This is a genomic window from Streptomyces griseicoloratus (assembly GCF_014534645.1).
GTDB classification, from domain to species: Bacteria; Actinomycetota; Actinomycetes; order Streptomycetales; family Streptomycetaceae; genus Streptomyces; species Streptomyces griseicoloratus.
In genome coordinates, this window is the sequence record NZ_JACVQF010000127.1 from 38536 (window position 1) to 65263 (window position 26728).

At 73.9% G+C, this 26728-nt stretch carries 18 protein-coding genes; 9 read left to right on the forward strand and 9 right to left on the reverse strand.

Annotated features, from left to right (window positions below):
• Positions 1 to 29: 29 nt before the first annotated feature.
• The 4 genes from H0H10_RS03620 to H0H10_RS03635 all read right to left on the reverse strand — a co-directional run bounded on the left by H0H10_RS03620 (position 30) and on the right by H0H10_RS03635 (position 2993).
• Complete coding sequence (locus H0H10_RS03620) at positions 30 to 305, reverse strand: hypothetical protein (RefSeq protein WP_188179324.1); 276 nt, start codon at positions 303 to 305, stop codon at positions 30 to 32.
• A 12-nt stretch (positions 306 to 317) separates the two neighbouring features.
• A complete protein-coding gene (locus H0H10_RS03625) occupies positions 318 to 1142 on the reverse strand; it encodes a DUF1684 domain-containing protein (protein ID WP_188179325.1) in 825 nt (274 codons plus the stop codon).
• 82 nt (positions 1143 to 1224) lie between these two features.
• Positions 1225 to 2148 carry an LLM class F420-dependent oxidoreductase gene (locus H0H10_RS03630; RefSeq protein WP_188179326.1) on the reverse strand — a complete coding sequence of 308 codons (924 nt, stop codon included), beginning with the start codon at positions 2146 to 2148 and terminating at the stop codon, positions 1225 to 1227.
• Between the two features lie 413 nt (positions 2149 to 2561).
• On the reverse strand, positions 2562 to 2993 hold the full coding sequence (locus tag H0H10_RS03635) for a MerR family transcriptional regulator (protein WP_188179361.1): 432 nt from the start codon (positions 2991 to 2993) through the stop codon (positions 2562 to 2564).
• Between the two features lie 84 nt (positions 2994 to 3077).
• On the opposite strand from H0H10_RS03635, the gene H0H10_RS03640 reads away from it, so the two are divergent.
• Positions 3078 to 3734, forward strand: coding sequence for an SDR family NAD(P)-dependent oxidoreductase (locus H0H10_RS03640; RefSeq protein WP_188179327.1), 657 nt, complete (start codon positions 3078 to 3080; stop codon positions 3732 to 3734).
• 287 nt (positions 3735 to 4021) lie between these two features.
• On the opposite strand, the gene H0H10_RS03645 is transcribed toward H0H10_RS03640, so the two are convergent.
• Positions 4022 to 4627 carry an NADPH-dependent FMN reductase gene (locus H0H10_RS03645; RefSeq protein WP_188179328.1) on the reverse strand — a complete coding sequence of 202 codons (606 nt, stop codon included), beginning with the start codon at positions 4625 to 4627 and terminating at the stop codon, positions 4022 to 4024.
• Positions 4628 to 4776: 149 nt separating this feature from the next.
• On the opposite strand from H0H10_RS03645, the gene H0H10_RS03650 reads away from it, so the two are divergent.
• The 6 genes from H0H10_RS03650 to H0H10_RS03675 all read left to right on the forward strand — a co-directional run bounded on the left by H0H10_RS03650 (position 4777) and on the right by H0H10_RS03675 (position 19460).
• Positions 4777 to 5625 carry a helix-turn-helix domain-containing protein gene (locus tag H0H10_RS03650; protein ID WP_188179329.1) on the forward strand — a complete coding sequence of 283 codons (849 nt, stop codon included), beginning with the start codon at positions 4777 to 4779 and terminating at the stop codon, positions 5623 to 5625.
• Positions 5626 to 6226: 601 nt separating this feature from the next.
• A complete protein-coding gene (locus tag H0H10_RS03655) occupies positions 6227 to 7186 on the forward strand; it encodes a TauD/TfdA dioxygenase family protein (protein WP_188179330.1) in 960 nt (319 codons plus the stop codon).
• Between the two features lie 633 nt (positions 7187 to 7819).
• On the forward strand, positions 7820 to 8689 hold the full coding sequence (locus H0H10_RS03660) for a DUF4132 domain-containing protein (RefSeq protein ID WP_188179331.1): 870 nt from the start codon (positions 7820 to 7822) through the stop codon (positions 8687 to 8689).
• Positions 8690 to 8724: 35 nt separating this feature from the next.
• Positions 8725 to 13752 (forward strand): DNA-binding protein, encoded by a 5028-nt coding sequence (locus tag H0H10_RS03665; RefSeq protein ID WP_373566800.1) that lies wholly within the window; start codon positions 8725 to 8727, stop codon positions 13750 to 13752.
• 87 nt (positions 13753 to 13839) lie between these two features.
• On the forward strand, positions 13840 to 17370 hold the full coding sequence (locus H0H10_RS03670) for a DUF5682 family protein (RefSeq protein ID WP_188179332.1): 3531 nt from the start codon (positions 13840 to 13842) through the stop codon (positions 17368 to 17370).
• On the forward strand, positions 17367 to 19460 hold the full coding sequence (locus H0H10_RS03675) for a hypothetical protein (RefSeq protein ID WP_188179333.1): 2094 nt from the start codon (positions 17367 to 17369) through the stop codon (positions 19458 to 19460). Before H0H10_RS03670 ends, H0H10_RS03675 begins: the two co-directional genes overlap by 4 nt.
• Positions 19461 to 19481: 21 nt before the next feature.
• On the opposite strand, the gene H0H10_RS03680 is transcribed toward H0H10_RS03675, so the two are convergent.
• On the reverse strand, positions 19482 to 20777 hold the full coding sequence (locus H0H10_RS03680) for an MFS transporter (protein WP_188179334.1): 1296 nt from the start codon (positions 20775 to 20777) through the stop codon (positions 19482 to 19484).
• A gap of 168 nt (positions 20778 to 20945) precedes the next feature.
• Between H0H10_RS03680 and H0H10_RS03685 the strand changes: the two genes are divergently transcribed.
• The gene (locus H0H10_RS03685; protein ID WP_188179335.1) at positions 20946 to 22997 is read left to right on the forward strand and encodes a phosphocholine-specific phospholipase C; all 2052 of its coding nucleotides are present in this window, start codon (positions 20946 to 20948) and stop codon (positions 22995 to 22997) included.
• Positions 22998 to 23000: 3 nt separating this feature from the next.
• On the opposite strand, the gene H0H10_RS03690 is transcribed toward H0H10_RS03685, so the two are convergent.
• Together H0H10_RS03690 and H0H10_RS03695 are read right to left on the reverse strand one after the other, a co-directional pair.
• A complete protein-coding gene (locus H0H10_RS03690) occupies positions 23001 to 23933 on the reverse strand; it encodes a DMT family protein (RefSeq protein WP_188179336.1) in 933 nt (310 codons plus the stop codon).
• Entirely contained in the window at positions 23930 to 24733 is an 804-nt protein-coding gene (locus tag H0H10_RS03695) for a phosphatase PAP2 family protein (RefSeq protein WP_188179337.1), read from the reverse strand. The genes H0H10_RS03690 and H0H10_RS03695 overlap by 4 nt, the downstream gene beginning before the upstream one ends.
• A 192-nt stretch (positions 24734 to 24925) precedes the next feature.
• Between H0H10_RS03695 and H0H10_RS03700 the strand changes: the two genes are divergently transcribed.
• A complete protein-coding gene (locus H0H10_RS03700; protein ID WP_188179338.1) occupies positions 24926 to 25537 on the forward strand; it encodes a TetR/AcrR family transcriptional regulator in 612 nt (203 codons plus the stop codon).
• A gap of 154 nt (positions 25538 to 25691) precedes the next feature.
• Here the strand turns inward: H0H10_RS03700 and H0H10_RS03705 are convergent, their stop codons facing one another.
• Positions 25692 to 26657 carry a DUF2510 domain-containing protein gene (locus tag H0H10_RS03705; RefSeq protein ID WP_188179339.1) on the reverse strand — a complete coding sequence of 322 codons (966 nt, stop codon included), beginning with the start codon at positions 26655 to 26657 and terminating at the stop codon, positions 25692 to 25694.
• Positions 26658 to 26728: the final 71 nt, after the last annotated feature.

Sequence of the window (26728 nt, forward strand, 5' to 3'; positions counted from 1 at the left end):
TCTTTGCGAAAGAGCTGGTCAGGGCGTTGTCATGGTCTTGCGTCAGCCGGCAGGAAGTCCAGGAGCGGCGTCGGTGGTCGCGGCCTGCGCATGGCCGTGTCCAGGCTGCCCGCCGGGACGCGGTAGAAGTTGGCCGGCCTGGTGGAGAAGGAGCTGCGCAGGGCATCCGGGTCGGCGCGGGTGATGTTCCCCCACGCCGCGTCGTAGTCGCCCGACTGGAGCGTCGGCGCCGGCTGGGTGACCTGGAGCTGCTTGAGGGTCACCTCGATGCCGGCGGCCTTGAGCTGCTGCTGGATCAGCTCCAACGCGGGCCCGGCTCAGGACCCGCCGCGCTCGCGGGGGATCTTCTGACCCGCCTCGATCGCCACTGGCAGCCGGTTCTCGGCCGGTGGCAGCGGGCAGGTGGCCAGGTCCGTGTAGGCGCACGGCAGGTTCGCGGCGCGGTTGAAGTCCAGGACGACCGTGCCGTCGGCGGCGGGCGGTTCGAGGGCCAGGGCCCGGTTGGCGGCGTAGGTGGTGACCCCGGAGGTCGCATCGGTGAACAGCACCATCAGCCGGCCCGCACCACGCCCGGGGAAGGCGGTCAGGGACAGCTGACGCCCGTCCAGCTCGAACTCGATCCTGCCCGGGGCATCGAACACGTGTTCGAGGCCCTCGACCGCGGCGCCCACGGTGGTCGGCCGCGGCTCGTCGAAGGGGATGTACCGGCCCGTCACGGCCCAGCGCGGGTCGGGGGCGTAGGCGGGTGTCCCGGCGAAGGCGGTGCGCAGCGGCGCGTCCGGGTGCCGGGGACGCACGATGTCGTTGCCGCCGCGCTTGGCGACCTCGATGACGGCGTCTCCCCAGACCGCGTCGACGCCGCCGCGTTCGGGAAGTACGCCGAAGTGGTGTTCACCCTGCACCGGCGTACCGTCGACGACGAGTTCCTCACCCTCGTCGAGGGTCACGACGACCCCTTCTGGGCCGGTGTGCCATGCACCGGGCGCGTCGGGGAAGCGCTGCGGCCGGTCGTCGAGCCAGTGCAGGGCGGTGATCGCCAGGAACCCGTGCGGGTCGGCGAGCCGGTCCTCCTGGGCGCGGTACCACTCCAGCCAGTTCTCGGTGAAGGCCTGGAGGTCCGTTGCGGTCGCCTCCGCGGTCATACGTTCTCCTTTGTCACGCGAGGCCCGGCCTCGCACAGGGGTGCAGGTCATCCATCGGGCTGACGGCCCGGCTCCGCCGTACTCAGCGGGCCAGTTCGCCGAGGAGTGCCCAGGTGCGTCGGCGGTCCGCTTCGCCGGCGATCTCGGTGCCCGAGAACACGACTTCGGTGGCGCCGGCGTCGCGGTAACGCCGCACCTCGGCCTCGACCGTCTTCTCGTCGCCGATCACGGCCAGGTCGGCGGCGCGTCGGCCCCCGGAAAGCTCGATGACCCGCGCGTAGGACGGGATCTGTTCGTAGAACGCGAGGTTCTCGGTGGCCTTCGCCCGCACCGCGTCCACGTCGTCAGTGACCACGCCCGGCACGAGGGCCACGATCCTGGGCGAGGGGCGGCCGGCGGCCTCGGCAGCGGCGGTCAGGGCGGGGACGATGTGTTCGGCCAGGGCGCGCGGTCCCGCCAGATAAGGAAGGATCCCGTCCGCCAGCTCACCGCTGACCCGCAGCGCCTGCGGCCCCATCGCGGCGACCAGCAGGGGGACGCCGTTCTCGGCGCCCGGTACGCGCGCTGGGACCGGGGTGGCGGCGGTGAGCAGTTCACCGTGGAAGTCGGCCGTGCCGGTCTCTGTCAACTGGCGCAGGGCGGTGAGGAATTCACGCAGACGGGCGATAGGGCGTTCGAAGGGCAGGCCGAAGCCGGCCTCCGTGAGGAGTTTGGTGCCCAGGGCCAGACCGAGGTGGTAGCGGCCGTGCGTCGCGGCCTGGGCGGTCTGGGCCTGGCTGGAGACGAGCAGCGGGTGGCGTCCGAAGACGGGGATCGCGGAGGTGCCCACCTGCAGTCCGGGCACCTCGCGCCCGACGATCGCCGCGAGCTGGGGTGAGTCCGCGCCAAAGGTCTGGCCGAACCAGGCCGACCGCAGACCGGCAGCCGCGGCCTCCTGGGCCAATCGCACGGTGGCGTCGACCTGGTTCGGCGCGTCGGACGCGTTGAGTGCTACTCCAACAGTCATGTCAGTAAGAACCGGCGTCGGCAGTACCTCCATTCCGGTCTGCGTGTGACAGCTTCTTGTCAGTCATGTGTACTGCCCTGACCGAGAAGGTTCACCGGGTTGCGGATTTCACGGGGTTGGCCAGAGGTTGGGTGTGGCGACGGGGCGGTCGAGTGATCGCCCTGTCACCACCGAAAGGCAACCTCAAGCCCCCGCTGCGCCTCGGCGTCTCCCTTCAACCGCGCCGGCCGCTTGACGACGGAGCCAGCGTGCTCCACGCGGGGCGACGACGCGCCTGCGGCTGCTGAGGTCCGTACTCGTCGCTCCTCTCGGAGGTGCCGCGCCCACCGCTGCGAGCGTCGCTGCGGCTTCTGTTCGCCTGCCCAGCTCCCAGACAAGTGAGGGTGTGCGACGCGATGTTGGAGAGCCGGACCTCAATGGGCACGCTCATGCCGCGGCACGCGACCGACCTGGCTTGTGGGGGCAGCCTCGCGTGACGGATCTTCTTCGTCCCGGGGCGCCGTGTCGAGAACGGCGTCCAGTATTCGCCGGGAACTCTCGAGTTGTGCGATTGCCTCGGTGATGCGGGCGCGTTCGCGCCGCAACTCCCCGATGAAGGTCGGGCAGCCGGATGGCACCCTCAGTTCGTCCTTGTCGTGCACACAGTGCACGACCTTGGCGATGACCGCAGTGGAGAGCCCGGCGGCGAGCATCGCTCGGACGTGGTTCACCGTTGCGACGTCTGCCTCGGCGTAATCGCGGTAGCCGTTGTCCAACCGGACCGGCCGGAGCAGACCCTGCTCCTCGTAGTAGCGCAACATCCTCCTGCTCACGCCGGTTTCGTGGGCCAGGTCGCCGATTCGCATCCCCGCCTTCTCCTTGACCTTCACATACATGTGATGCCTTACCGTCCCCAGTATCCGCTGATCGTGAAGTAAAGGAGCCGGACCATGCCGGGTGCAGTGATCATTGGTGCGGGGCCGGGGATCGGGCAGGCAGTCGCCCGTCGGTTCGCCAGGGAGGGTCTGCCGATCGCGCTGATCGCCAGGGGCGGGCGGACACTGCGCGCCGTGGCCGGCGCGGTCGCTGCCCATGGCGTTCCAATCGTCACGTTGCAGGCCGACAGCACCGACCGGGCCGAGTTGGACGCGGCCCTGGACCAGGCCATCGGCGAGCACGGCGTGCCGGAGGTCGCCGTGTACAACGCTGCGCTCGTCCGCGCGGATGAGCTGGGTGAGTTGTCGGTACGTGATCACATGGAGGCATGGGCGGTCAACGTAGTGGGAGCGCTCAATGCCGCGGCACGCCTCGCGCCGGCAATGGCGACGCGCGGGAGTGGAACGTTCCTTGTCACGGGCGGCATGCCCGAGCCCAAGCCGCAGTACGTGAGCCTCTCCCTGGGCAAGGCGGGCGTCCGGACTCTGGTCGCGCTGCTTGATCAGCAGTACAGGTCCTCCGGAGTGCACGTGGCGAGCGTCACCGTGGACGGCCCGGTCGCCCCCGGCACCGACTTCGACCCCGACGACATCGCAGAGCACTACTGGCAGCTGCACACGCAGCCGCGCCACCTGTGGGACCGCGAGGCGCTGCACGCCGGCCGCTCTTGATGGTGCGCGGCCCATGGCCCCGGGCCAGAGAGCCGAGCCCGGCCGCCCGCGCCTGCCGGGGCGGAGCGGCCGGCTCGCTCTGGACGAGACGGTGGTTGACGGGTTCGAGCGCATCACGGACACACTGCACCGCCTGTTCAGCGAGGAGCGCCCCTTCGCCCTGGCCACCGACCTCGGCATCGGTGGCAGCGCCCTCCGCCCGTGGCTACGTCCGTTTGCCTTGACCTGGACGGCGACGCGGCCGGCTCGGGGCCGGGGCGAGGGCCGTCGGCCGGGACCGGGGAGGGCTACCGGTTCGCGATCTGCGGGCGGTCGCGGCGGGCGTCGTGGAGGACCGAGCCCCACCAGAGCAGCTGATCGAGCATGGCTCTGGCGGCGTCTTCGGGGCCCTGCGGGTCCCGGAGCGTGCCCTCGGGGGAGAAGAGGAGGTAGTAACTGGGGAAGGCGACGTAGTCGCGCACGGTGTGGGCATGCAACTCGTTGAAGACCTGCCGCAGTTGCTCGATCGCCAGGAGACCGCCGCTGAGGCCGCTGTAGCCGACGAAGCCGATCGGCTTGGCCTTCCACTGGGTGTAGTGCCAGTCGATGGCGGCCTTGAGAGACGCCGGGAAGCTGCGGTTGTAGTCGGGCGTCACGATGACGACCGCGTCGGCGGCGTCGAGCCGCCGGGTCAGTTCGGTCATGCCCTCGGGACGCGGTAGGTCGGGCTGCAGGGCCGGCGGTGTGGGCGGCAGTGCGAGCGGGAGGTCGACGTCCGCCAGATCGATCAGGTCGATCGTGAACTCGTCGTGCCGCTTGGCCTGTTCGACGAACCAGTTGGCCACCACCGGGCCGAAGCGGCCCTCCCGGACACTGCCGACGATCACTGCGAGATTCAGTCGTGCGCTGGACATGATTGCTCTCCTACGGAGGGGTTGGTGCTGCCCCAGGCCGGGGCGTGCGCTCCACGGTGCCGGGCGGGCCGGAGGACGAGGGAGGCCGGGCGGAGGGTGGTAGCGGCAGGGCCACGATCCGCCGGGGTGGCCGGTGTTACGTTCGAGGGATGAGCGACAACGAGCTCGGCCTCTTCCTGCGACTGCGCCGGGAAGCCGTCACACCGGCCGAGGTGGGACTGCCCGCCGGGCCGCGCCGCCGTACGCCGGGGCTGCGCCGCGCGGAGCTGGCGACGCTCGCGGGGGTGAGTGTCGAGTACGTCACCAGGCTGGAGCAGGGGCGGGACCGCAGGCCCTCGGTGCAGGTGCTGGCGGCCCTGGCGGACGCGTTGCTGCTCACCCCCGGTGAGCGGGTCCATCTGCACCGGCTCGCCAAGGGTGCCGACCCCGGCTTCAGCTGCCGGGGCGGGGCGGGTCCGAACAGGGCGGTCAGACCCACGGTGCGGGCGCTGCTGGAGCGGCTGGAACCGGCGCCCGCCGTGCTGATGAACCGGCTGAGCGAGATCCTGGCCTGCACGGACGGGTACCGGCGGCTGACCGAACCGCTCGGCCTGCTGGACGGTGTCCGGCCCAGCCTCGCGCGCTTCGTCTTCACCGACCCGCGGGCGCGCACGGTCTACCCGGACTGGGACACGGTCGCCGACGAGCAGGTCGCGGCCCTCAAGCAGGGGCCGGGGCAGACCGACGTCGCTGTCGGCGCACTGATGGACGAGTTGACGGTGTCCTGCGGGGAACCGTTCGCCGGCCGGCTGCGGGCGGTGCCGGGGCTGCCGCGGGCGAACGGGGTGGTGCGCATGGTCCACCCGCAGGTCGGGGAGGTGCGGCTGGCGTACGAAACGCTCGGCCTACCCGCCGACGACGACCAGCAGCTCGTCGTCCACCTGCCGGCCGACGACGCGAGCGCCGCCGCACTCGACCGCCTCACCGGCCGCCGCCCCGGCGCCCTGCGGGCGGTCTGAGCGGTACCGTCGACACCTGCGTCAACGAGCCGTTTCCCGCGCCCGTCGACCGGTCCGGAAGACAAGGGTGCCGGGACACCGCCGCCGGGCTCAGCCCGGACAGCCGGGCGATCCCGCTGCGGGCCACCGGACCGTGTCGAGTACGGCCCGCAGCACGGATGCGGCGTTGGCCTCCCGGCGGCCGTCGCCGGAGGGCGGGCGACGGCGGGAACGGTGGTCGACATGGCGGATCCTTCCGTGCACCTGGGGGCGGGCTGCTCCAACATGCCGTGCACCGGAGCGGTCCGGCGAGTGCCAGTGACCAGGACCACGACCGGGACGCTGGGGGGTATTGCAGGGTCGTGAAGCGGTCCCGGGAGACCTTGACCGGCACTCCGGCGGGTCCCCAGACTCTTGGACATGACCGCGCCGCACCTTTGTGATCCGCAGGTCCACGCCGGCCCGGCGCGCCCCGCCCCGGCCGCGTGTCCGTGTCTCTGACGGCACCACACCCTCTCTCTCACCGCAGCCACCCAATCGGCCTTCAGCTGCGCTGATTTCCTCCCGCTCGGAAAGCAACTGAAGCAACTCAGGCAACCCAACCTGTGAAGGGATGCTCGTCATGACCTCCACCGCGCCCGCCCCGACCGCCACCCTCACCGTCGAGAAGATCGGCGGCCGCCTCGGCGCCGTGATCTCCGGAGTCCGCCTCGGCGGTGACCTGGACGCGGCCACCGTCGCCGCGATCCGCGCCGCCGTCCTCGAGCACAAGGTCGTCTTCTTCCGCGACCAGCACCACCTGGACGCGGAGGGCCACGAGGCGTTCGGCCGGCTGCTCGGCGAACTCGTCGCGCACCCCACCGTGCCGTCCATCGACGGCCGCTACGCCCTCGGCATCGACAACGACCACGGCGGCCGCGCCAACCAGTGGCACACCGACGTGACCTTCGTGCCCGCCTACCCGGCCTTCTCCATCCTGCGTGCCGAGGTCATCCCGCCCTACGGCGGCAACACCCTGTGGTCCAACACGGCCGCCGCCTACGCCGAACTCCCGGAGCCCCTGCGGGTGTTGGCCGACAGCCTGCGCGGCGTGCACACCAACGACTACGACTACGCGGCCGCCCGCCCCGATGCCCCGTCCGCAGCGCTGGAGCAGCACCGCAAGGTGTTCGCGTCGATCACGTTCCGGACCGAGCACCCCGTCGTCCGCGTGCACCCGGAGACCGGCGAACGCACCCTGATCCTCGGCAACTTCCTGCAGAAGCTCACCGGATTCAACGGCCCGGACTCCCGCGCCCTCATCGGCGTCCTGCAGTCGCACGTCGAGCGCCCGGAGAACACGGTCCGCTGGCAATGGCGGGCCGGCGACGTCGCGATCTGGGACAACCGCGCCACCCAGCACTACGGCGTGGACGACTCCGACGACCACGAGCGCACCCTGCGCCGCGTCACCATCGACGGAGACGTCCCGGTCGGCGTCGACGGCCGCCGCTCGGTGCTGCTGGCGCCGGAGTCGGTGCCCGAGCCCGCGTACGGGATCGCCTCCGGTGCCTCCACCGACGGAGCGCTCGCGGAGGCCTGACAACGGAGTCCGACCGGATCGCCCGTGGGGGCGGTGCTCACGCCGCTGCTCCCGGCGGCCGGGGTCGCCGAGGGCGGTGGAGAATCAGAACTGCTGCCCAGCGCCTTGGTTTGATTCTGGCACCAGCACATCGGTGCCGTCACAGTTCCCGGGGCCGCACAGGCCCTGACGTCCGCGTCCGGGTCCGTCGTCGCCGTGGCCAGGGCCGCTCGGGCGTCCCCGGTGGCACGGTGCCGGGTCAGTGCCGCCCCGGCGGCCTTGCGGACGTCGGCGTTCGGGCCGGCGAGGGCCTTGGCGAGGGCGGGTACGGCGAGGCCGGGGTCGCGAGGGACAGGGCGGTGGTGGCGCCGGCCGGCATCTGCCAGGCCGGGTCGGGCAGGGCTGCCTCGTGCGCGGGCGGCCAGGGGAGCCGGGCAGCCGGTCGTGCCCAGTGCTTTCGGGTCTGCCACGACGTGCGCATCACGGTCCCGGCATCGTGCAGCCGGTTGATGACCGTGCCGTAGGACAGCCCGCCGGCGGCGCGGACTGTCGGTGGGTGCCCCTAGTCTTTCGCCCATCGGTACAGCGGGGCGTGCAGATCCGGCCGCCGGACGCGCGGTGCCGGTCTCCGGACGTGGAAGAGGCGAAGGACGCATGGGTTGGCTGTCAGCGGGCGACACTTACGAAGTAGCTCTGGTGGAAGGCCGGGTGGTGGCCCGGCAGGCGTCGGGGGCCTCCGGGGCCGGGCAGGTGACAACGCTGCCGGCGGAGATACGGGACCGCCCCGAAGTGCACGAGCTTCAGCGGTTCGCCGAGTGGCTTCAGTGGCACGCGGCCGAGTGCGCCGCGCAGGTCGGCAACTGGATGGTGTCCTCGCTGCCGGTGCCGGCCGGTCTGCTGGCCAGGGTCTGGCCCGACGAGGCGTGGCGGTCGGCGCTGCGGGACATCGTTGTCGTCGGTGACGGCCCCGACGAGGTCGGATTCCTGCGGGACGCGGACGACTCGGGCGGGCTGCGGGTGGTGAACCTGGACGGCGAGACCGTCCGCCTGACCCCCCGCACGGTGACCATGCCCCACCCGGTCCTCCTGCCGGACCTGGAGGAACTCCGCACGTTCGTCGCCGAGTTGGGCGTGGTCCAGGGCGTCGAGCAGCTCCACCGCGCCACCTGGCACAAGCCCGCCGACGTCGACGGCGACGCCCGTGCGGTCACCGAGTTCGCGGGTGCCGAGTACCGGTCGTGGTTCCACCTCTCCAACCGCGCCACGTCGCTCGGCTACAAGGTCTCCGGCACCTACGCCACCGACCGGATCCGGGACGCCGGGCGGATCTTCACCGCCTCGGTCGGTATCGGCGACCCCTACACCGAGGACAAGGCCTGGACCGGCAGGCTGGCCTGGAGCGACCAGGACGGGCACCGGATCCTCCCGCTGGCCGAGGTCGGCCCGGTGGCCTGGTCCGAGGGCATGCGCATGGCCGCGGCGCTCCACGCCGGCCGCACCGTGACCGCGGACGGCGACGAGTGAACGACACGGCGGACACCCAGGAAAGGCACGCAGGAATGAACGACGCGACGGCACAGGACGGGGCGACGGCGATGGCGGCGGCAGGGACCGGGCCGGGCGCGGACGCGGAGGAGCTGCTGCGCGCCGGTGCCGTGCTGCCGCCCGGCACCACGGGGGCGGGCGACCGGGCGGTGCCCATGGTCACGCAGGCCTACCGGCATCCCGGGCTCGACGGCCGGGTCGTCGTGCGCCTGACCCCCGTGGAAGCCGCGGGACAGGACGAGGACCCGCGCACCGGCTTCCTCGGCCTCGAACCCGTGGGCGAGCCGGTGGAGGTCGGTCTCGGGCAGCCCCGGGCACTGGGCTTCCCTGAATGGGTGCTCGTCCGCCACCCCGCGGACGCCCACCTGGCCATGTCCCTGGTCGAGGAGATGGACAAGGTCGCGCGGACGGTGAGATCCAGACCGAAGAAGGCCCGCGCCACCTACGAGACGATCGGCGAACGGCTCGCCGGATCCGTGCCGCACTTCCTGCCGGCCTTCTACGAGCAGGCGGGCCGGGTGTTCCTGGCCGCCGACGAGAAGGCGTACGCGTCCCAGATGTTCGTCAACGCGCGCAAGGCCGAGACGGCGCACGCGCTGCCGTTCGACGAGGCCCGCATGGACGCGGTCTTCCTGGAGTTCGCCCTGGCCGACGCCATGCCGACGAAGGTGCTCGCCGGCTACGCCAAGGGACTGTCGTCCCGGGTCCCGGCGGCGACGGCGTTCCGGCATCTGCGCGGGCTCTTCGTCCGGCTCGCGGCCAACGGGCAGCCTCCGTCGAGTCCGGGCGCCGCCGAACTGCGCAAACTGGCCAGGGCGGTCGCGGGCAAGAACGCGCTCGCGGAGGAGATCGCCTATCTGCGCGAGATGCTGGCGCTGCCCGGCACGGCCAGGGCACCCCTCGGCTGGTGGAAGGCCCACCGGCCCGCCCTGCTGGAGCTGACCCGGCGGGAGCCCGCCGTCCGCGGCACGCTGCTGGGGATCATGCCCGCGGAGTGGGAGCAGGAGGAACTGCCCCAGTGGCTGGACCTGCTGGAGAAGACCGGCGCCACCGCCGGGCTGTGCAACGCCGCGCTGCCCGCCGAGGAGCGGTCCCCCGACGGCACGGCGGGATGGGCGCGCAGGTTCTTCGCGCTGTGCCGGACCGCCGACGGGAGCCTTGCCCCGGCCGGGCTGTACCCGCTCGTCGACCGCATGGCCGGCGTCCTGCGCACCGAACTGGAGACCACCGGCGGTACGTTGCCGCCCCCGGTCAGCGATGTGGACCTCCTCGACCAGCTCCTGGCCCTGGGCGTACCGGTGGCGGAACCCGGGGAGCGGGCGCGACTCGGCCTGACGGCGTGGGCCGCCCGCGAGGACCGCCGCGACCTCCTCGCCCTGGCGGCCGACGCCCGCTTCCGCCCGGCGTTCCGGCGCGCCTGCCCCACGGACGACAGGGCGAACGACAAGCAGACCGTCCTCACCCTCGCCGAGTCCCCCGGCGGGCGTCCGATGCTCGCCGAATGGGTGGCCGAGGTCAGCCGTGCGTATCTCACCGCCGAACTCCCGGCGTTCTCCGGCTACTCCGGAGTCCTGCGGACGCTGGGCTGGCTGCCCGGCGAGGTGCTGGCCGTCGCCGAGGAGGCCGTACGCGAGGCGCTGGCCACCGGCCTCGCCCCGGCGCTCGCCCGGACCCTGCGCAGCGGGCTCCTCGACGAGCTGGGCTGGCCCGCGTGGGACGAGGCACTCGCGTCGGCCGCGTCGCGGGACGCGACGGCGGCGATCCGCGTCACCGACTCCTGGCCGTACCTCGTCGTCGTCGCCGGTACGGAGGTCCGCGTGATCGGCCCCGAGGGCACGGTGCTCACGCACGAGGCGTGCCTCCCGGCGGACCCGTCGGACCGACTCCGCCGCATCGACTGCCTGTACGTGGACGGTGAACTGTTCGTCTGGTGGTACTCGTACGCCGCGTCCGCCGGGCGGGGGCACTGGCACCACTGTGCGGACGCCCCGCCGATACCGGTCGAGGGCGCCGTCCACAGCTCCTACGTCACCAAGGTGGACGGGAGCGACGGTTCCGGCGGAGGCATGGCCCCCGTCTCCCTGCCGCTTCCCGGGGGCGGCCGGACCACCGGTCACGGTGTGCTGCGCCGCGGGGACACCGTGGTTCCGGGGAGACGGCCGGTCATCAGCGACGGGACGTCGTACTGGGTGTGGGTCAAGGACTGGTCCGACGACAAGCGCAGCGCCTGGCACGCCTACGACCCGGCCGGCGACACGCTGGGCGAACCCGGGGTGCCCCGGTGGATCGAGGAGGGACTGCGCACCGCACCGGGAGGTGACCTGGAGGCTTCCTGGCTGCGGCCCGCCCCCTCGGTCGAACCGGGCCCGGTGTGCGCCCCGGTGGACGGACTCCTCGGCTGGCGCGTCGTGACGCTGCCCGACGGCTCGCGGCGCGGCGAGGACCTGGCCGGACGCTCCGTCGTCGTACCCGCCGAGACCGGTGCGAGCCCGCGGCACGCGCTGGAGATGCCCGGCACCGGCCGGCTCCTGGCCGTGGTCCGGCGGTACAGCGGGATCCAACTGCTCGACACCGACGGCAGCGTGGTCGCACAAGTGTCCTCGGATCAGACCGCCGGCCCCTTCACCGCCGGTACCCCGCTGCTTCCCCCGTTGCGCTACTGGCACATGCTCCGGCCCCGCGACCCGGAGGGCTCCGCGGCGCTCCGCCGGACGGGCGAGGACACCGCGGCGGCTCTGCTGGCAGGGGCGCTGTCCGAGACCGAGGACGGGGACCTGGTGCCCGGACTGGTCCGCACACTGCTGCCGCAGGTCGGCCACGAGGCACTGCGCGCGGGCATCACCGGGGTGGCACGGTACGCCGCCGAGCATCAGCGCACCCTGGACGCGGCCCTCGAACGGCTCGACGCGGCACTCACGGGCGATGTCCCCGAGGAGCCACGGCCCAAGCCGGGCGACGGTCTGCTCGCCTCCGCGGTGGGCGGCGCCGGCCTGACCGAACGCGACCGCCGCTGGTACTACGACTTCCACCACCACCTCTTCGAGCTGCCGCACCTGCTCGCCCGGTCGATGAAGGGCCTGACCGAGCCGGCGCCCGCGGGCAGCGTGCACCACACCCTGGCGAAGCAGTCGTCGTTGGAGCACCTGAACGTGCTGGCCCTGCCCGTACTGCCGGCCCTGCTGGCGCTGCGGGCCGCTTCCGAGGCCACGGTGGAGGAGCACCGGGAGGCGCTGGACGCCTTCCTCGCAGAACTGGACGCGCAGCGGCTCACGGAGCTGGAGCCCGGCCACTGGCGCCGTGTCCGGCTGCGTCTGGACCACGGCCTGTTCAAGGGGCCCGACGCCGTGGGGGGTTACCCGAAACCGGCCCTGCTCGACCTGGGCGGCGGCGCGTTCCTCCTCTTCCCCGACACGTGGTACCAGTTCGCCCGCGAGTACGACCCGTCCGACACCTCGGGCAGGCACTACGGAGCCGTCCACCACGATCCCTCCGGCCGGTTCGAGGCACCCGCTCCCTACGACCTCGTCTCCGCCGAGCCGTTCGTGCCGGAGACGACGCGTGCCCCCGGCTGGGTCGCGGCCTTCCGGGCCGAGCTCGCCGAGCGGGGTCCGGCACCCTGGCGCCCGGAGGCCGCCGAGGAGTTCGCCCGGCTGACCGGCGTCACCCCGTCCGTGGCCCGGCTGGTCCTCGCCGGAGTGCCCACGATCGACGACAAGCGGGAGGCCGTGCCCTCCGCGACGCTGAAGACCATCGGGGTGAAGTCCGCCGACGCCCGCGTGGCCAAGGACGAACTGAGGTCGCTCGACACCGGCGCCCTGCGGGCCGTCGTGGCGGCGCTGCTGCCCGCCGAGCCGTCCCGGTTGTGGACGCACGGCCCCGACGCCGCCGCGGCGGCCGAGGTCTGGAACGAGCGGCTGGGCCGGCGCATCCCCGTCCCCGAGGAGGTGCTGAACGACGCGGTCCGCACCGTGGACTCCAAGGGATGGGCACCGGCCGAGGCACTGCGCGGATTCCTCGACGTGTCCGCCGAACCCCGGCTGAGCCGGGACCGGACCTGGACGGCCGGCCGGTATTACCTCCAGTCCGCCGGCGACACGCCCGGCTTCGACACCTCCGTGCTGAAGGGTTCGGTGGCCCTGGCCGCATGGCTGGCCCACCGCCTCCCGTCGGGCGATCCGATCCGCGCCGTCCTGCCCGGGGTGCTGACCGCGATACGCGACCGGCTCGCCGGCCCCGGTCTGCTGATCGATCTCCACCGGCGGGTGGACCCGGAGGAGTTCCGCCGGGCCGCCGGAGACCCCTCCGAGACCGGCGACGGCTTCGAACGCTACGGCGCGGTCGTGCTGGGCACCGAGGGCCCCAACCCGTACGCCGCCGTCCGGACGGCGCTGCTGGACCCGGCCGGCAGCGATCCCCACCTGGCCGCACTGGCCGTGGGTGAACGGCCGAACGCCGTGGAGACCGCCCTGCGCCTGGTGCACGACGAGCGGTTCGCCGAACTGCTCGCCGACCCCGGCGACCCGGCGGCGGGCGCACGCGACGAGGACGGCCTGTGGTGGCCGCAGGACCCGTCCCGGTCCGTGCCCGACCTCGTCGGTGACGCGGCCAAGCGGTACGGCATCGGCGAGGACGCCGCCGTCGTCTACCTGATGCTGCTCGCCATGCCGGACCCCACCGACCGCAACACCGCCCGCTGGACCGGCTGGGCGAAGCAGCGCGGCGGAACGGCCCGGCTGCGTGCCGCCCGCGCCGAACTCGCCGCCACCGGCCTCGTGGTCGAGGGCAAGCGCTCCAAGGCCGGACGCTCGCTGTTCCTGCCCGGCGGCTGGACCCAGCTCGCGAATCCGCACCTTCCGCTGGAGCGGTGGAAGCTGCCGATGTACGACCTGCTCGACGGCGAGGAGGCCGTCCTGGGCGTCGTCGTGCCCACCGGACCCGTCGCCGGTCTCTACCGCGAGGCATGGCGGCGGATCGAGGACGGTGACGAGCCCCGACTGGAGGAAATGGAGGTGCCCCGGCCCCGGAAGGGCCGCCGCCGCTGAACCCTGACACGGAGACGGGGCGGCCGCCGCGCCCGCACACGGCCGCCCCGCCTGACCGCTCGCCCGAGCCGACCGCACCTGGAACCCATGACCGCAAGAGAAGAGACGGCCGCTCAGGTCGCCGCGCCGGCGGCCCGCGCACGGCCGTATCTGATCGGCGTACGGCACCACAGCCCCGCGCTGGCCGTCGCCGTGCCCCGACTGCTGGACGCCGCGGCCGCCGAGGTCGTCTGCGTCGAACTGCCGGCCGACTTCCAGCCGTGGCTGCCGTACCTGGCCGACCCGCGCACCGTCGCGCCCGTGGCACTGGCCGGCGCCCACCAGGACGGACGGCTGCACTTCCACCCCCTCGCCGACTTCTCCCCGGAGCTGGCGGCGATCCGCTGGGCGCGGGAACGAGGCGCGGAAGTGATCTGCTGCGACCTGCCCCTCACGGCCCCGAACTGGTCTGCCGGCCCGGCGAGGGGCGCGGAGGCGACCGGGCCGGGCGGGAACGACCTGTGGGACCGCACCGTGGAGGTGCTGGCCCCCGGCGGCACCCCCGAGGCCGTGCGCCGCGCCGCCCTCGGCATCGGCTGGGCGCTGCGCCGGGACCAGCGGGCCCGGGGCGGGATTCCGGCCCTCGACCTCGCCCGCGAGGCACACATGCGCCGCGCCGTCGCCGCGGCCGGAGAGCGCCGGGTCGCGGCGGTGATCGGCGCCTTCCACGCCCCCGCCCTGGCCGGCGCCGACGAGCCCCCGGCCCCCGGCACCGGCGCCCTGCCGGACACGGGCCCGGGCTCCCCGGTCGTCACGTCGCTCGTGCCGTACGCCTTCGCCCAGCTGGACTCCCGTTCCGGCTACCCCGCAGGCGTCCGCGACCCGCGCTGGCAGCAGGCGGCGTTCGAAGCCGCCGGCGATCCCGGCCGGATACGCGACGCCGCCGCCCGCCTCATCACCGAACTGTGCCGGGAGATCCGCGCGAGCGGGCACACCGCCGGTACGGGTGAGGCGATCGAGACCCTGCGGCTGGCCTGCGACCTCGGCACACTGCGCGGCCTGCCCGCACCCGGCCGGAGCGAACTGCTGGAAGCGGTGACGTCCGTACTGGGCCAGGGAGAGCCCCTCGGCCGGGTCGCGGACGCGGTACTGGTCGGCACGGGCCGCGGCCGCACCGCCCCCGGCACACCCCGTTGCGGACTCGGCCCCTGGGTGGAAGCGGAACTCGCGTCGCTGCGGCTGCCCGGTCCCGGCGCCCCCGACCGGCGGGAGATCCGGCTCTCGCCGCTCCGCTCCGCCCTCGACGCCCGGCGCGAGATCCTGCTCCAGCGCCTCAAGGAATGCGGGGCCGGCTACGCCGAGCCGGCCGAGGTGTCCGCCGCCGGGGACGGAAAGGCCCTCACCACCCGCTGGAGCGCGGCCTGGACCCCGGCCGTCGCCGGCCGGCTGGAACTGGTGGGCGCCAGAGGCGTCACCGCCGCCCAGGCGGCCGACGCCACCCTCCGGGAGCACCACCGCCGCGCGTCGGACGCCGGCGGAGCCACCCCGGCCCTGCTCATCGACCTGCTGGGGGCCGCGGCCCGGTGCGCCCTGCCCGGCCTGGTCGGCGACTGTCTCACGGAGGCCGCCCGCCTCCTGCCGGCCGCGGCCACCCTGCCCGAACTGCTCCGTGCCCTGGACGTGTCGGAGTCGATACGCCGGGAGCATCTGCCCGGCACCACCGAGCGCCTGCGCCTCAGGGCCGCCCAACTCTCCGGCACGCTCCTGGAAGCAGCCGTGCGCGCCCTGCCCGGGCTGGCAGGCAGCGACGAGAAGGAGGACGCCGCCGCTCTCGTGACCCTGGCCGTCAGGAGCGCCGAGGACCGGCTCGGCCTGCGCCTGGACGGCGAGCTGCGGCGGCTTGGCCGCGACGGCTCCCCGCTCGTCCAGGGCGCGGCCCTCGCCGCCCGGGTGCTGCTCGGCCTCGACAGCTCGACACTGCTGGGCACCAGGCTCGCCGGCTGGGTCGACACGGCGACGGGACCGGACACCCGGCACCGGCTGGAGCGCAGGCTCACCGGACTGCTCGTCGCCGCCGCACCGCTGATCGAGTCCGCGCCCACCGCCCTCGACCCGCTGCTGGAGCGCGTCGAGACCATGAGCGACCGGAGCTTCCTCGACCGGCTTCCCGCCCTGCGCGGCGGCTTCCGGGCCCTCACACCGGCGGGACGGGGGCGCCTGCTGGCCGCTGTGACCGACCGCCTGGGCGACCGGCCCGACCTCCGGCTCACCGCGCCCGCCGCGCTGGTCGGCCGGTGGGCCGAGGCCGACGACGAGGGCCTTGCCGTACTGAGGGAACTGGGCCTGGCGGACCTGGCGGTCCCCTCGGCACCGGCCTCGCCCGCCGACACCGGGACCGGCGCCCGGGAACCCGCGCACGAGCCCGCACGCGGCGGCCCGGCGCACGCGGCGCCACGGATCGGTCCCGCCGACCGCTGGCGGCTGCTGCTCGGCCGCGACACGGCGAAACTCCCTCCCGATCTGTGGCCCTACGCCCGCGCCCTCGACGAGCTGTTCGAGCAGGGCGGTGAGGAGAGCGCGGACGGCAGCGCGCCCGACGGCCGTGCCGAGGGGGCCGGCGACGGGGCACAGGGGGAGGCGGAGCCGGCCGACGGCACCGGCCCGGACCAGGGCACGGGCGGCCAGGGCCGGGCCTATGCCAGTGCCCGTCACTGGGCGGAGGACCTGGAGGCGCTCTTCGGCGCGGACATCCGGGAGGAGGTCCTGGGCCGTGCCGTCGCCGACGGCCGCACGGATGTGATCCCTCACCTCGACCCCGGTTCGGTACGTCCCTCCGTGGAACTGCTGTCCTCCGTGCTGTCGCTCGCCAGGGGCATGCCGGAGCAGCGGGTGGCGAGTCTCCGGCCGCTGGTCAAACGGCTGATCGAGGAACTCACCCGGGAACTCGCCACCCGGCTGCGCCCCACGCTGACCGGCCTCACCACGCCCCGTCCCACCCGGTGCCCCGGTGGCCGGCTCGACCTGCCCCGGACGCTGCGGGCCAACCTCGCGCACACCCGCCGGCTGGAGGACGGCAGGGTCGAGGTCGTGCCCGAACGGCCGGTCTTCCGGACCCGTACCGCACGGGAGAGCGACTGGCGGCTCATCCTCGTCGTCGACGTCTCCGCCTCCATGGAGTCCTCGGTCATCTGGGCGGCGCTCACCGCCGCCGTGCTCGGCGGTGCGCCCATGCTCTCCACCCACTTCCTCGCCTTCAGCACGGAAGTCGTCGACCTCACCGACCGGGTGGCCGATCCGCTCTCCCTGCTGCTGGAGGTGAAGACCGGCGGCGGCACACACATCGCGGCCGGGCTCGCCCACGCCCGCTCGTTGGTGACGGTGCCGAGCCGCACCCTGATGGTCGTCGTGAGCGACTTCGAGGAGGGTTTCGCTGTCGGCGGTCTGCTGACGCAGACCAGGGCCCTCGTCTCCTCCGGTGTCCAACTGCTGGGCTGCGCCGCTCTGGACGGCGACGGAGCCCCCCGCTACTCCGTGCCGGTCGCCCGGAGACTCGTCGCGGCCGGTATGCCGGTGGCCGCCCTCAGTCCCCTCTCGCTCGCCCGCTGGGTGGGCGAGCGTCTTCGCGGAGCGACCCGATGACCCCGACCGGCCCGGACATCCCACTCCCACCGGTCGCACCGGAGGTGGTCGCCTCCGCGGTGGAGGGCCTGACCACCCGGCTGCGCGGCAGGCTGGACGCGGCCGTGAAAGCCCTGGCCGCCGAGCCCGTCACCGCCGAGGACGGGACCTTCCGCGTCCGCTGCGGCGAGGACACGTGGGTGACCCTGACGCCGGCCCCCTCCGGCACGGTCACCGAAGCCGACCAGGCCCACTGCACCTGCCTGTTGGCACCACGCTGCCTGCACCGCGCAGCGGTCCTGACCACCTGCCCCCTCGCCCTCACACCGAACCCCGCCACGGAGGCGTCCCACGCCACCGCCCCGAACGGCGGCCCGGCAGCGAGCACCCACCCGGTCGCCCCCACGGCCCCCGCACCGGCCGCCCCGCCCACCAACCCGAGCCGCACCACGGCCCCGCCCCGCACCACGGAGGCGGCCCGCACCACGGAGGCGCCCTGGGCCGCCGACCCGGACCGTGCCGCCGGTCCGACCCATGGCGCCGGTGCTGACGTCGGCGCCTCCTCGGGCGGCGCCGGTGCGAACCGCGGCGCCGATGTGAACCGCGGCGCCGGCACGCTCAGTCGGGCGGAACCGGGGCGGTTCGCGCGGCCCGGGGGCGGGCGTGCTCGCGTTCCGGTGGGTGCTGCCGCCGGTCCCTCCGCCGAGCAGGTCCGTGCGGCCTCCGGTCTCTGGAGGGTGGCGGCGGCCGTGCTCTCCGCCGGAACGGCCGGCGCGGGTGCGGTCCTGCAGACCGAGCTGCTCCGTGCCGCCCACACGGCCCGACTGGCGGGCCTGCACCGCGCGGAGGACGCGGCCCTCGGCGTCGTGCGCGGCGTGCGCGAAGCGCGCGATCCGCACGGTGGCCACAGCCTCCCCGAGCTGGTCTGCGCCCTGCGCGAACTCCTCCTCGTCACCCGGCGGCTGACGGCGTCCGACCCCGACCCGGCGCTGATCGGCGCCGTGCGCCACCACCACCGCCCCGACGGGCCGCTGCGGCTCTACGGCGTCTGCCGCGAAGCGGTCATCGGCCCCGGCGGACTCGGCGGGGTGGTCACCCACTTCACCGACGACGACGGCCGCTGGTACACGCTCCGCGACGTCGAGCCCGGCGGTCCGGCCCGCGCCCGCCGCGCCGGTACCGCCCATGTCGCCATCCGGTCCTTCCTCAGCGACCACCACCGGCTGTCCCGCGGCGGCCTGATCATCTCCGGAGCGGTCGTCTCCCCGGGCGGCCGCCTGCTGCCGGAACGAGGGGTCCGCGCCACCTTCGCCGGCGGCCGGCCCTGGACCGACGCCGTGCCGGCACCGGCGTTCGCCGAGGGAACGGGGCACGCCCGGCCACTGACCCGCTGTGACGTAGAGATCGCCGCGGCCGACGGCGAGGACCTGCTGGTGCGTGTACTGCGGGGCGGAGACGACTCGGCCACGCAGGGACGGCCCGCCCCCGGTCCGCCGGCCCGGCTGGCCCCCGCCCACCGCCATCCCGCCCTCGCCCACACCGCCAATCTCCGGCTGCTGGGCGCGTACCCCGGACTGCGTATCCGCGTCATGGGCCGCGTCGACCCCGACCGGGTCACGACCCTCCGCCCGCTCGCCGTCGGCCCGGTGCCGGGCAGCGGACCGGCCCTGCGCCTCCCGGACGACTGGCAGGGCCGCGCGGACATCGGCTACGACCTCCTCCGCAGCGACCACTTCCCGCCGGACGTCCCGAGTCCGTCCCCACCCTCCACCTCCGGCACCTCCGGCACCTCCGCGCCCTCGGCCGACCCACCGCTCCGGCGCATCCGGCGCCTGGTCGAACTGGCCGTCGCGGGAGGACGCCGGGCCGCCGCCGAACCCGCGCGCGACAGCGGCGGCCACGGCGACGTGGCCGTGCTGCGCCGGAGCGGACTCGTCACCGGCGCGGAGCTGGTCGCCCGGCTCGGCGCGGTGGCCGCGCACCGCACCCGCGACGTCTTCGGCCGCCTCGACGAGGACGACCCGGACCGTTACGCCGCCCAGTGGCTCGCCACGGCCGTCTATCTCGCCGCTGCCGAAGCGGCCCTGGGCCGCGGGACATGGCGCGGGTGAGCACCCCGCACGCCGGGCCGGTCAGCGCTCCAGCTCCTTGTGCGCGGTCTCCGGCAACCGCAGGTACACCAGCGAGGACAGCAGGCACAGCACGGCGACGTACCAGGGGAAGAGCCCGGAGTGGCCCAGCTCCTTGAACAGCGTGCCCACGTACGGGGCCGTGCCGCCGAACAGGGCTACCGTCAGCGAGTAGGGGAAGCCGATGCCGGCCGCGCGCACCCGGGGCGGGAAGACCTCGGCGTTGACGGCCGCGCTGATCGAGGTGAAGCCGGTCAGCAGGACCATGCCGGCGCACTGCACGATGAGCAGGACGGCGAAGGAGTCGCGCAGGGCGTGCAGCAGCGGCACGCCGAGCAGGGCGAAGCCGACGCCGAAGAACAGCAGGAGCGGGCGGCGGCCGAATCGGTCGGAGAGCAGGCCGCCCACCGGCTGGAGCAGGGCGAAGAACGCCAGCGAGACCGTGCCCGCGAGCAGCGCGTCCGACTTCTCGACGCCCGCTTCGAGTTCGGCGTACGTCGGCAGGTACGACGTCCAGGTGTAGTACGCGATGGTGCCGCCGGCCGTGATGCCGCCGATCAGCAGGGACTCGCGCGGATGGCGGCGCAGCGCCTCGAACAGACCCGGGCGCGGGGCCCGACGTTGCTCGGCGCTGCGCGTCTCGTCGGCGCCCTGCCGGATCCAGAAGCCGACCAGACTCAGGGCGGCGCCGAGGACGAACGGCACCCGCCAGCCCCAGCCGTCCATCTGGCTCTCGCTCAGCACCTTCACCAGCAGGGCCGCGATGCCGGACGCGACGAGCTGTCCGGCGGTCGTCGAGACGTACTGGAAGCTGGAGAACAGGCCCCGGCGACCGGGGCCCGCCGACTCCACGAGGAACGTCGTCGAGGCCGCGAACTCGCCGCCCACGGACAGGCCCTGCAACAGCCGCGCGGCGACGAGGACGATCGGTGCGAGGACGCCCGCGGCCGCGTACGTGGGGGTCAGACCGACCAGCAGGCTGCTGCCGCCCATCAGCAGGATGGTGACCGTCAGCGCGGCGCGGCGGCCGTGCCGGTCGGCGATCGCGCCCATCAGCAGCCCGCCGACGGGCCGCATGAAGAAGCCCACCGCGAACACCGCGAAGGTGGACAGCAGCGGCACCAGCGAGTTGTCCGCGCCCTTGGGGAAGACCTGGCCGGCGATGTAGGTGGCAAGGAAGGTGTAGGCGTACCAGTCGTACCACTCCACGGCGTTGCCCACGGAGGCGGCGAGGAGCTGGCGTACGGGCCGTCGGGTCGGCGGGGAGACCGTGTGCATGCCTGTCATGATCGCGACCATCCCCGTGCGGAGGACCCCTCACACCTCACGTACCGACGACCTTCACATGAGGGCCACCGGACCCTTCCCTGACGTTTGGTGCTCCTGGAACACTCCTTTCGCGCGCATTCCGTCATCACCGGCACCGTCCGGCCGGCCGAACCCCCAAGGCGAGAGGCTCCTCACCCCATGCCCGAAGTCAACCGGCGCCGCTTCCTCCAACTCGCGGGCGCCACTACGGCGTTCAGTGCGCTGTCCGCGAGCATCGAGCGCGCCGCCGCGCTCCCGGCGAACCACCGCTCGGGGACGATCGAGGACGTCGAGCACATCGTCGTCCTGATGCAGGAGAACCGCTCCTTCGACCACTACTTCGGCAAGCTCAGGGGCGTCCGCGGCTTCGGCGACCCGCACCCGGTGACCCTCGCGAGCGGCAAGTCGGTGTGGCACCAGGAGAAGGACGGCACGGAGGTGCTGCCCTTCCACCCCGACGCCGACGACCTCGGCATGCAGTTCCTCGAAGGGCTGCCGCACGGCTGGCCCGACGGACAGGCCGCCTACAACAACGGCCGGTACGACCGGTGGCTGCCCGCCAAGGGCACCACGACCATGGCGTACCTGACCCGCGAGGACATCCCCTTCCACTACGCCCTCGCCGACGCCTTCACCGTCTGCGACGCCTACCACTGCTCGTTCATCGGCTCCACCGACCCCAACCGCTACTACCTGTGGTCGGGCCACACCGGCAACGACGGCAAGGGCGGCGGCCCGGTCCTCGGCAACGACGAGCTCGGCTACGACTGGACGACGTACCCCGAGCGCCTGGAGCAGGCCGGCATCTCCTGGAAGATCTACCAGGACATCGGCGACGGCCTGGACGCGGCCGGCTCCTGGGGCTGGATCGACGACGCCTACCGCGGCAACTACGGCGACAACTCGCTGCTCTACTTCAACAAGTACCGCAACGCCGAGCCGGGCGACCCGCTGTACGACAAGGCCCGCACCGGCACCGACGTCAAGAACGGCGACGGCTACTTCGACCGGCTCCGGGCCGACGTGAAGGCCGGGAGACTGCCGCAGATATCGTGGATCGCGGCCCCCGAGGCGTTCTCCGAGCACTCCAACTGGCCCTCGAACTACGGGGCCTGGTACATCGCCCAGGTCCTGGACGCCCTCACCTCCAACCCGGCGGTGTGGGCGAAGACGGCCCTGTTCATCACCTACGACGAGAACGACGGCTTCTTCGACCACGTCGTGCCGCCGCTGCCGCCGAAGTCCGCCGCGCAGGGCCTGTCCACCGTCGACGTGTCCCTGGACGTCTTCCCGGGCAGCAGGACCCACCGCGAGGGCTTCTACGGGCTCGGCCCGCGGGTGCCGATGCTGGTCGTCTCGCCGTGGAGCAAGGGCGGCTTCGTCTGCTCCGAGACGTTCGACCACACCTCCGTCATCCGGTTCATGGAACGCCGCTTCGGCGTGCGCGAGCCCGGCATCTCGCCCTGGCGGCGCGCGATCTGCGGCGACCTGACCTCCGCCTTCGACTTCTCCCGCGAGGACAGCCGCCCGGCCCGCCTGCCGGACACCGACGCCTACGAGCCGCCGGACCGCGAGCGCCACCCGGACTACCGCCCCACCCCGCCGGCCGACCCGGACATGCCCCGGCAGGAGCGAGGGCTGCGCCCCGCCCGCCCGCTGAAGTACGCCCCCTTCGTGGACGGCTCGGCGGACCCGGCGACCGGGAAGCTCACGCTCACCTTCGCCTCCGGCCCCCGGGCCGGCGCCGCCTTCCTCGTCACCTCCGGCAACCGCACCGACGGCCCGTGGACGTACACCACCGAGGCCGGCAAGACCATCGCGGACACGTGGAACTCGGCGTACTCGGGCGGCTCCCACGACCTGACCGTGCACGGCCCGAACGGCTTCCTGCGCGTCTTCAAGGGCCCCGGCGCCGTCGCCGGACCCGAGGTCACCGCACGGCACACCAAGGGGGACGTGGAGCTGACGTTCACCAACAAGGGCTCCGGCACGGTCCGCCTGCGGCTCGCCGACGCCTACACCCGCCGGACCAGCACCGTCACCGTGCGACCCGGCGCCACCGTGCGGCACACGGCCGGCCTCCCGGCGGACCGGCGCTGGTACGACCTGACCGTCACCTCCGAGGCCGACCCGGCGTTCCTGCGGCGCCTGGCCGGACACGTGGAGAACGGGCGGCCGGGAGTGAGCGACCCGGCGATCGCCACGGAGTAGCGGCTACAGCGGCGTGAGGTGCCCCGGCTCCGGCTGCCGGGGCGCCGGCGTCCCCGCGGCCCCCGCCGGCTCCGGCTCCAGCGCCAGTACGGTGGCCACCGGATGGGGATCGGGCGTCCGCGGCGTCGCCCGGCTCAGCAGGACCACGCCCCAGGCGGCCAGCCCTGCCCCGGCCAGCGCGAGCAGCACACCCGCCGTGCCGCCCTGCAGCCGCTCGCCGAGCAGGGACAGTCCGATCACCGCGGCGGCCACCGGGTTGGCCAGCGTCACCACCGCGAGCGGAGCGCCGAGCCCGCCCCGGTAGGCCGTCTGCGCGAGCAGCAGTCCGCCGGTCGCGAAGGCGGCCACCAGCACCGCCACGCCGATCACCTGGGCGCTGAGCAGCGGGCCCGAACGGTCCGTGACGGCGACCGTGACCGTCTGCGTGAGCGCCGAGGCGACCCCGGAGGCCACGCCGGACGCCGTCGCGTGCCGCAGGCCGGGGCGGGCGCCGGGCCACGACAGCACGCCGATCAGTGCCGCCGTCGCGCCGGACACCGCCAGCGCCTCCGGCACGCTCAGCACGTCGTCGGGCGCGGGCCCCGAGGCCGTGAGCAGCAGCGCGCCCAGGCCGAGGAGCGTCAGTCCGGTGCCCCGCCACTCCACGGCGGTCACGCGCCGGCCCGCGAGCCGGGCGCCCAGGGGCACCGCGGCGACCAGGGTGAGCGCGCCGAGCGGCTGGACCACCGTCAGCGGCCCGTACTTGAGGGCGACGACGTGCAGCAGCGCGGCCGACGCGTTGAGCCCGACCGACCACCACCAGGCTCCGCTGCCGAGCAGCCGCAGCGCGCCGGTCCCGGGACTGCGGGCGGCCAGCCGCTCCTGCGCGACGGCCGCGGCGGCGTAGGCGACGGCGGAGACGAGGGAGAGCAGGACGGCGACCAGGGCGGCGCTCATCGGCCCGCCCCCGCCGGCTCGGGCTGCTCGGCCGGCCACCGCTGCCGTACCGGCCGGCCGCGGGCCGCCGTGGTCCGCGTCCGGTGCGGCAGATGGACCACCGCGAGTGCGAGGCCGAGCAGGGCGGTGGCCGCGATCACGTCGAGCCAGTAGTGGTTCGCGGTGCCCACGATCACCAGCAGGGTCAGCACCGGGTGCAGCAGCCACAGCCACCGCCATCGCGACCGGGTGGCGACGACCAGGCCGATCGCCAGCATCAGCGCCCAGCCGAAGTGCAGCGAGGGCATCGCCGCGAACTGGTTGGACAGGGAGTCGGCCCGTGGCGGGCCGTACACCGACGGCCCGAACACCCGGGCGGTGTCCAGGAGCCCGGTGGCGCCCAGCATCCGGGGCGGGGCCAGCGGGAAGAGGAGATGGAGCACGAGGGCCGCGCCGGTCACCGCGGCGAGCACCCGGCGGGCCCAGACGTAGTGCGCGGGCCGCCGCAGATAGAGCCATATGAGGAAGGCCGCGGTGGCCGGGAAGTGGACGGTGGCGTAGTAGGTGTTCGCCACGTGGACGAGGGTGTCGCCGTGCAGCAGCAGCGACTGCACCGCCCCCTCGTCGGGCAGGCGGAGGTCGCGTTCGAGGTCCCACACGCGGTGCGCGTTGCGGAATGCCTCCGCGGTGTGCCCCGTCGCCAGCTGCCGGCCGAACTTGTAGACGAGGAAGAGTCCTGCGACGAGCAGGAGCTCTCGGACGAGCGGTGGGCGCGCGGGCGCGTCCGGCTCCGCTTCTGCAGGCTCGGTGCGGGCGTTCATCCCCCGGCCCCTTCGCTGACGGTGGTGCGTGTCGTGGTGCGGTTCGTGCGACGGATCTCATCGATACGATCCCGTTCCGATACGCAAGTGTACCGATACGCCCGAGTACCGGTACACTGGCGTATCGATAGACAGGGGACACACTGGAGTACGGGCGCCTCGGGCGCCGTACCCGAGCGAGGAGCAGAGCCGATGACGTCGCAGGCCGCGGACCGACCGGAGACGGTCGGCACCTCGCGCCGCTCCAAGATCACGCCGGAGCGTGAGCAGGAGTTCTTCGACGCCGTGCTCGCACAGATCCGCGAGTGCGGCTACGACGCCGTCACCATGGAGGGCATCGCCGCCAGCACCCGCTGCAGCAAGTCCACGCTCTACCGGCAGTGGAAGACCAAGCCGCAGTTCGTGGCGGCGGCCCTGCGCTCCCACCGCCGGGTGCGCTTCGCCGGGATCGACACCGGTTCCCTCGCCGAGGACCTGCGCCAGGCGGCCCGGGCCGCGGGCCAGTGGCCGGCCAAGGACACCCTGCTCCAGGCGCTCGGCCACGCCGTCATGCAGGACCCGGAGCTCCGGTGCGCGCTGCGCGAGGCGCTCGTCGAGCCGGAGCTCGCCGCGCTGCGGGAGATCCTGCGGCGCGGGGTCGAACGCGGCGAGGTCGCCGCGGACCATCCGGCCCTGGAGTACGTGCCCGCGCAATTGTTCGGCGTGCAGCGGGTGCGTCCCGTCATCGAGGGCGAGTACGCCGACGCCGACTACCTCGTCCGGTTCGTGGACGCCGTCGTGCTGCCGGCCCTCGGCCTGCCCTGAGACCCAGGCCGCCGTCCACGGGATGACTGGACGGTGGTCTGTCCGCGCCGCACCGTGGGGACGGGGGCGGCGCGCACCCCCCGGCCGGGTGGGGTGCCCTTTGAGCGGAAGGGCATCCCACCCGGCCGATCAGCGTCCCGGGGGTGCGGACCGGTCAGACGTCCTGACCGCTGCCGCCGCCGGCAGCCACCTCGATGCCCTCGGTGATCTCGTCGATCACGCCCCGGTCGGTGTCGGCGTCGACGCCGAACCTCACGACGACGATCCGCTCGGGGTCGGCGGGCGCGGGGAACGCGAGCGACTCGACGATGCCGTCGGCCCCCTTGCTGGTGACGGCCTTCCAGCGGACCAGGTAGCCCTTCTGCCCGGCCACGGTCACCGCCTTCGAGGCCAGCACGTCGTGCGACGTGATCTCGCCGTACGTCTTCCCGCCGTAGGACTCCTCCGCGTTCGCCCGGATGTCCGCCTTAGCGACCGCCTCGGCCGTGGCGCCCTTCGTGCCCAGCACGACGGCCGGCGCCGAGTAGGCGCCGCCCTTGGTGCAGGTCTTGGAGGTGTCGCCGGGGCACTCGTAGGCGTCCTTCGACGTCACCTGCGCGCCGACCGAGAGTTCCTGCCCCTCCCAGCCGTCCGGGACGGGCAGGCTGATCCCGCTCACCGGGTCGGTCACCGAACCGCTGTCGACCGTGGGCGGCTCGGATCCCCCGGGAGAGTCCGGGGCGGGCGATCCGCCTCCGGGCCCGCCGCCCGGCCCGCGCCGGTCCTCCTGCCGGGAGCCCGCGCTGCTGCCGCCGGAGCCGTCGCCGTCCGTCAGCATGTACGTGCCGACACCGATACCGGCCAGGACGGCCACGGCCACCGCCACGGCTATGCCCGTGCGCAGCCCGCGCCGCCGGCCGGACGGATGGACGGGATGTCCCGGATACCCCGGATGCACCGGGTAGGGGCCGGGCACGGCGTCGCTCACCGGCGGCTGCGCCGGAGGACCCCACACGGCGGCCGACCCCGCGGGACGGACCCGGTCCGTCCACGCCCTGCCGTCCCACCAGCGCTCGGTGGCGGGACCGTCACTTGTCTGCCCGGGGTCCGGATACCACCCGGGAGGAGTCACCTGCGTCATGACCCCACCGTATGAGGCGTCGGTGAAAGCCGGATGAGAGGAGCCCCGTTCCGGGACCGTCCGGCCGGTGA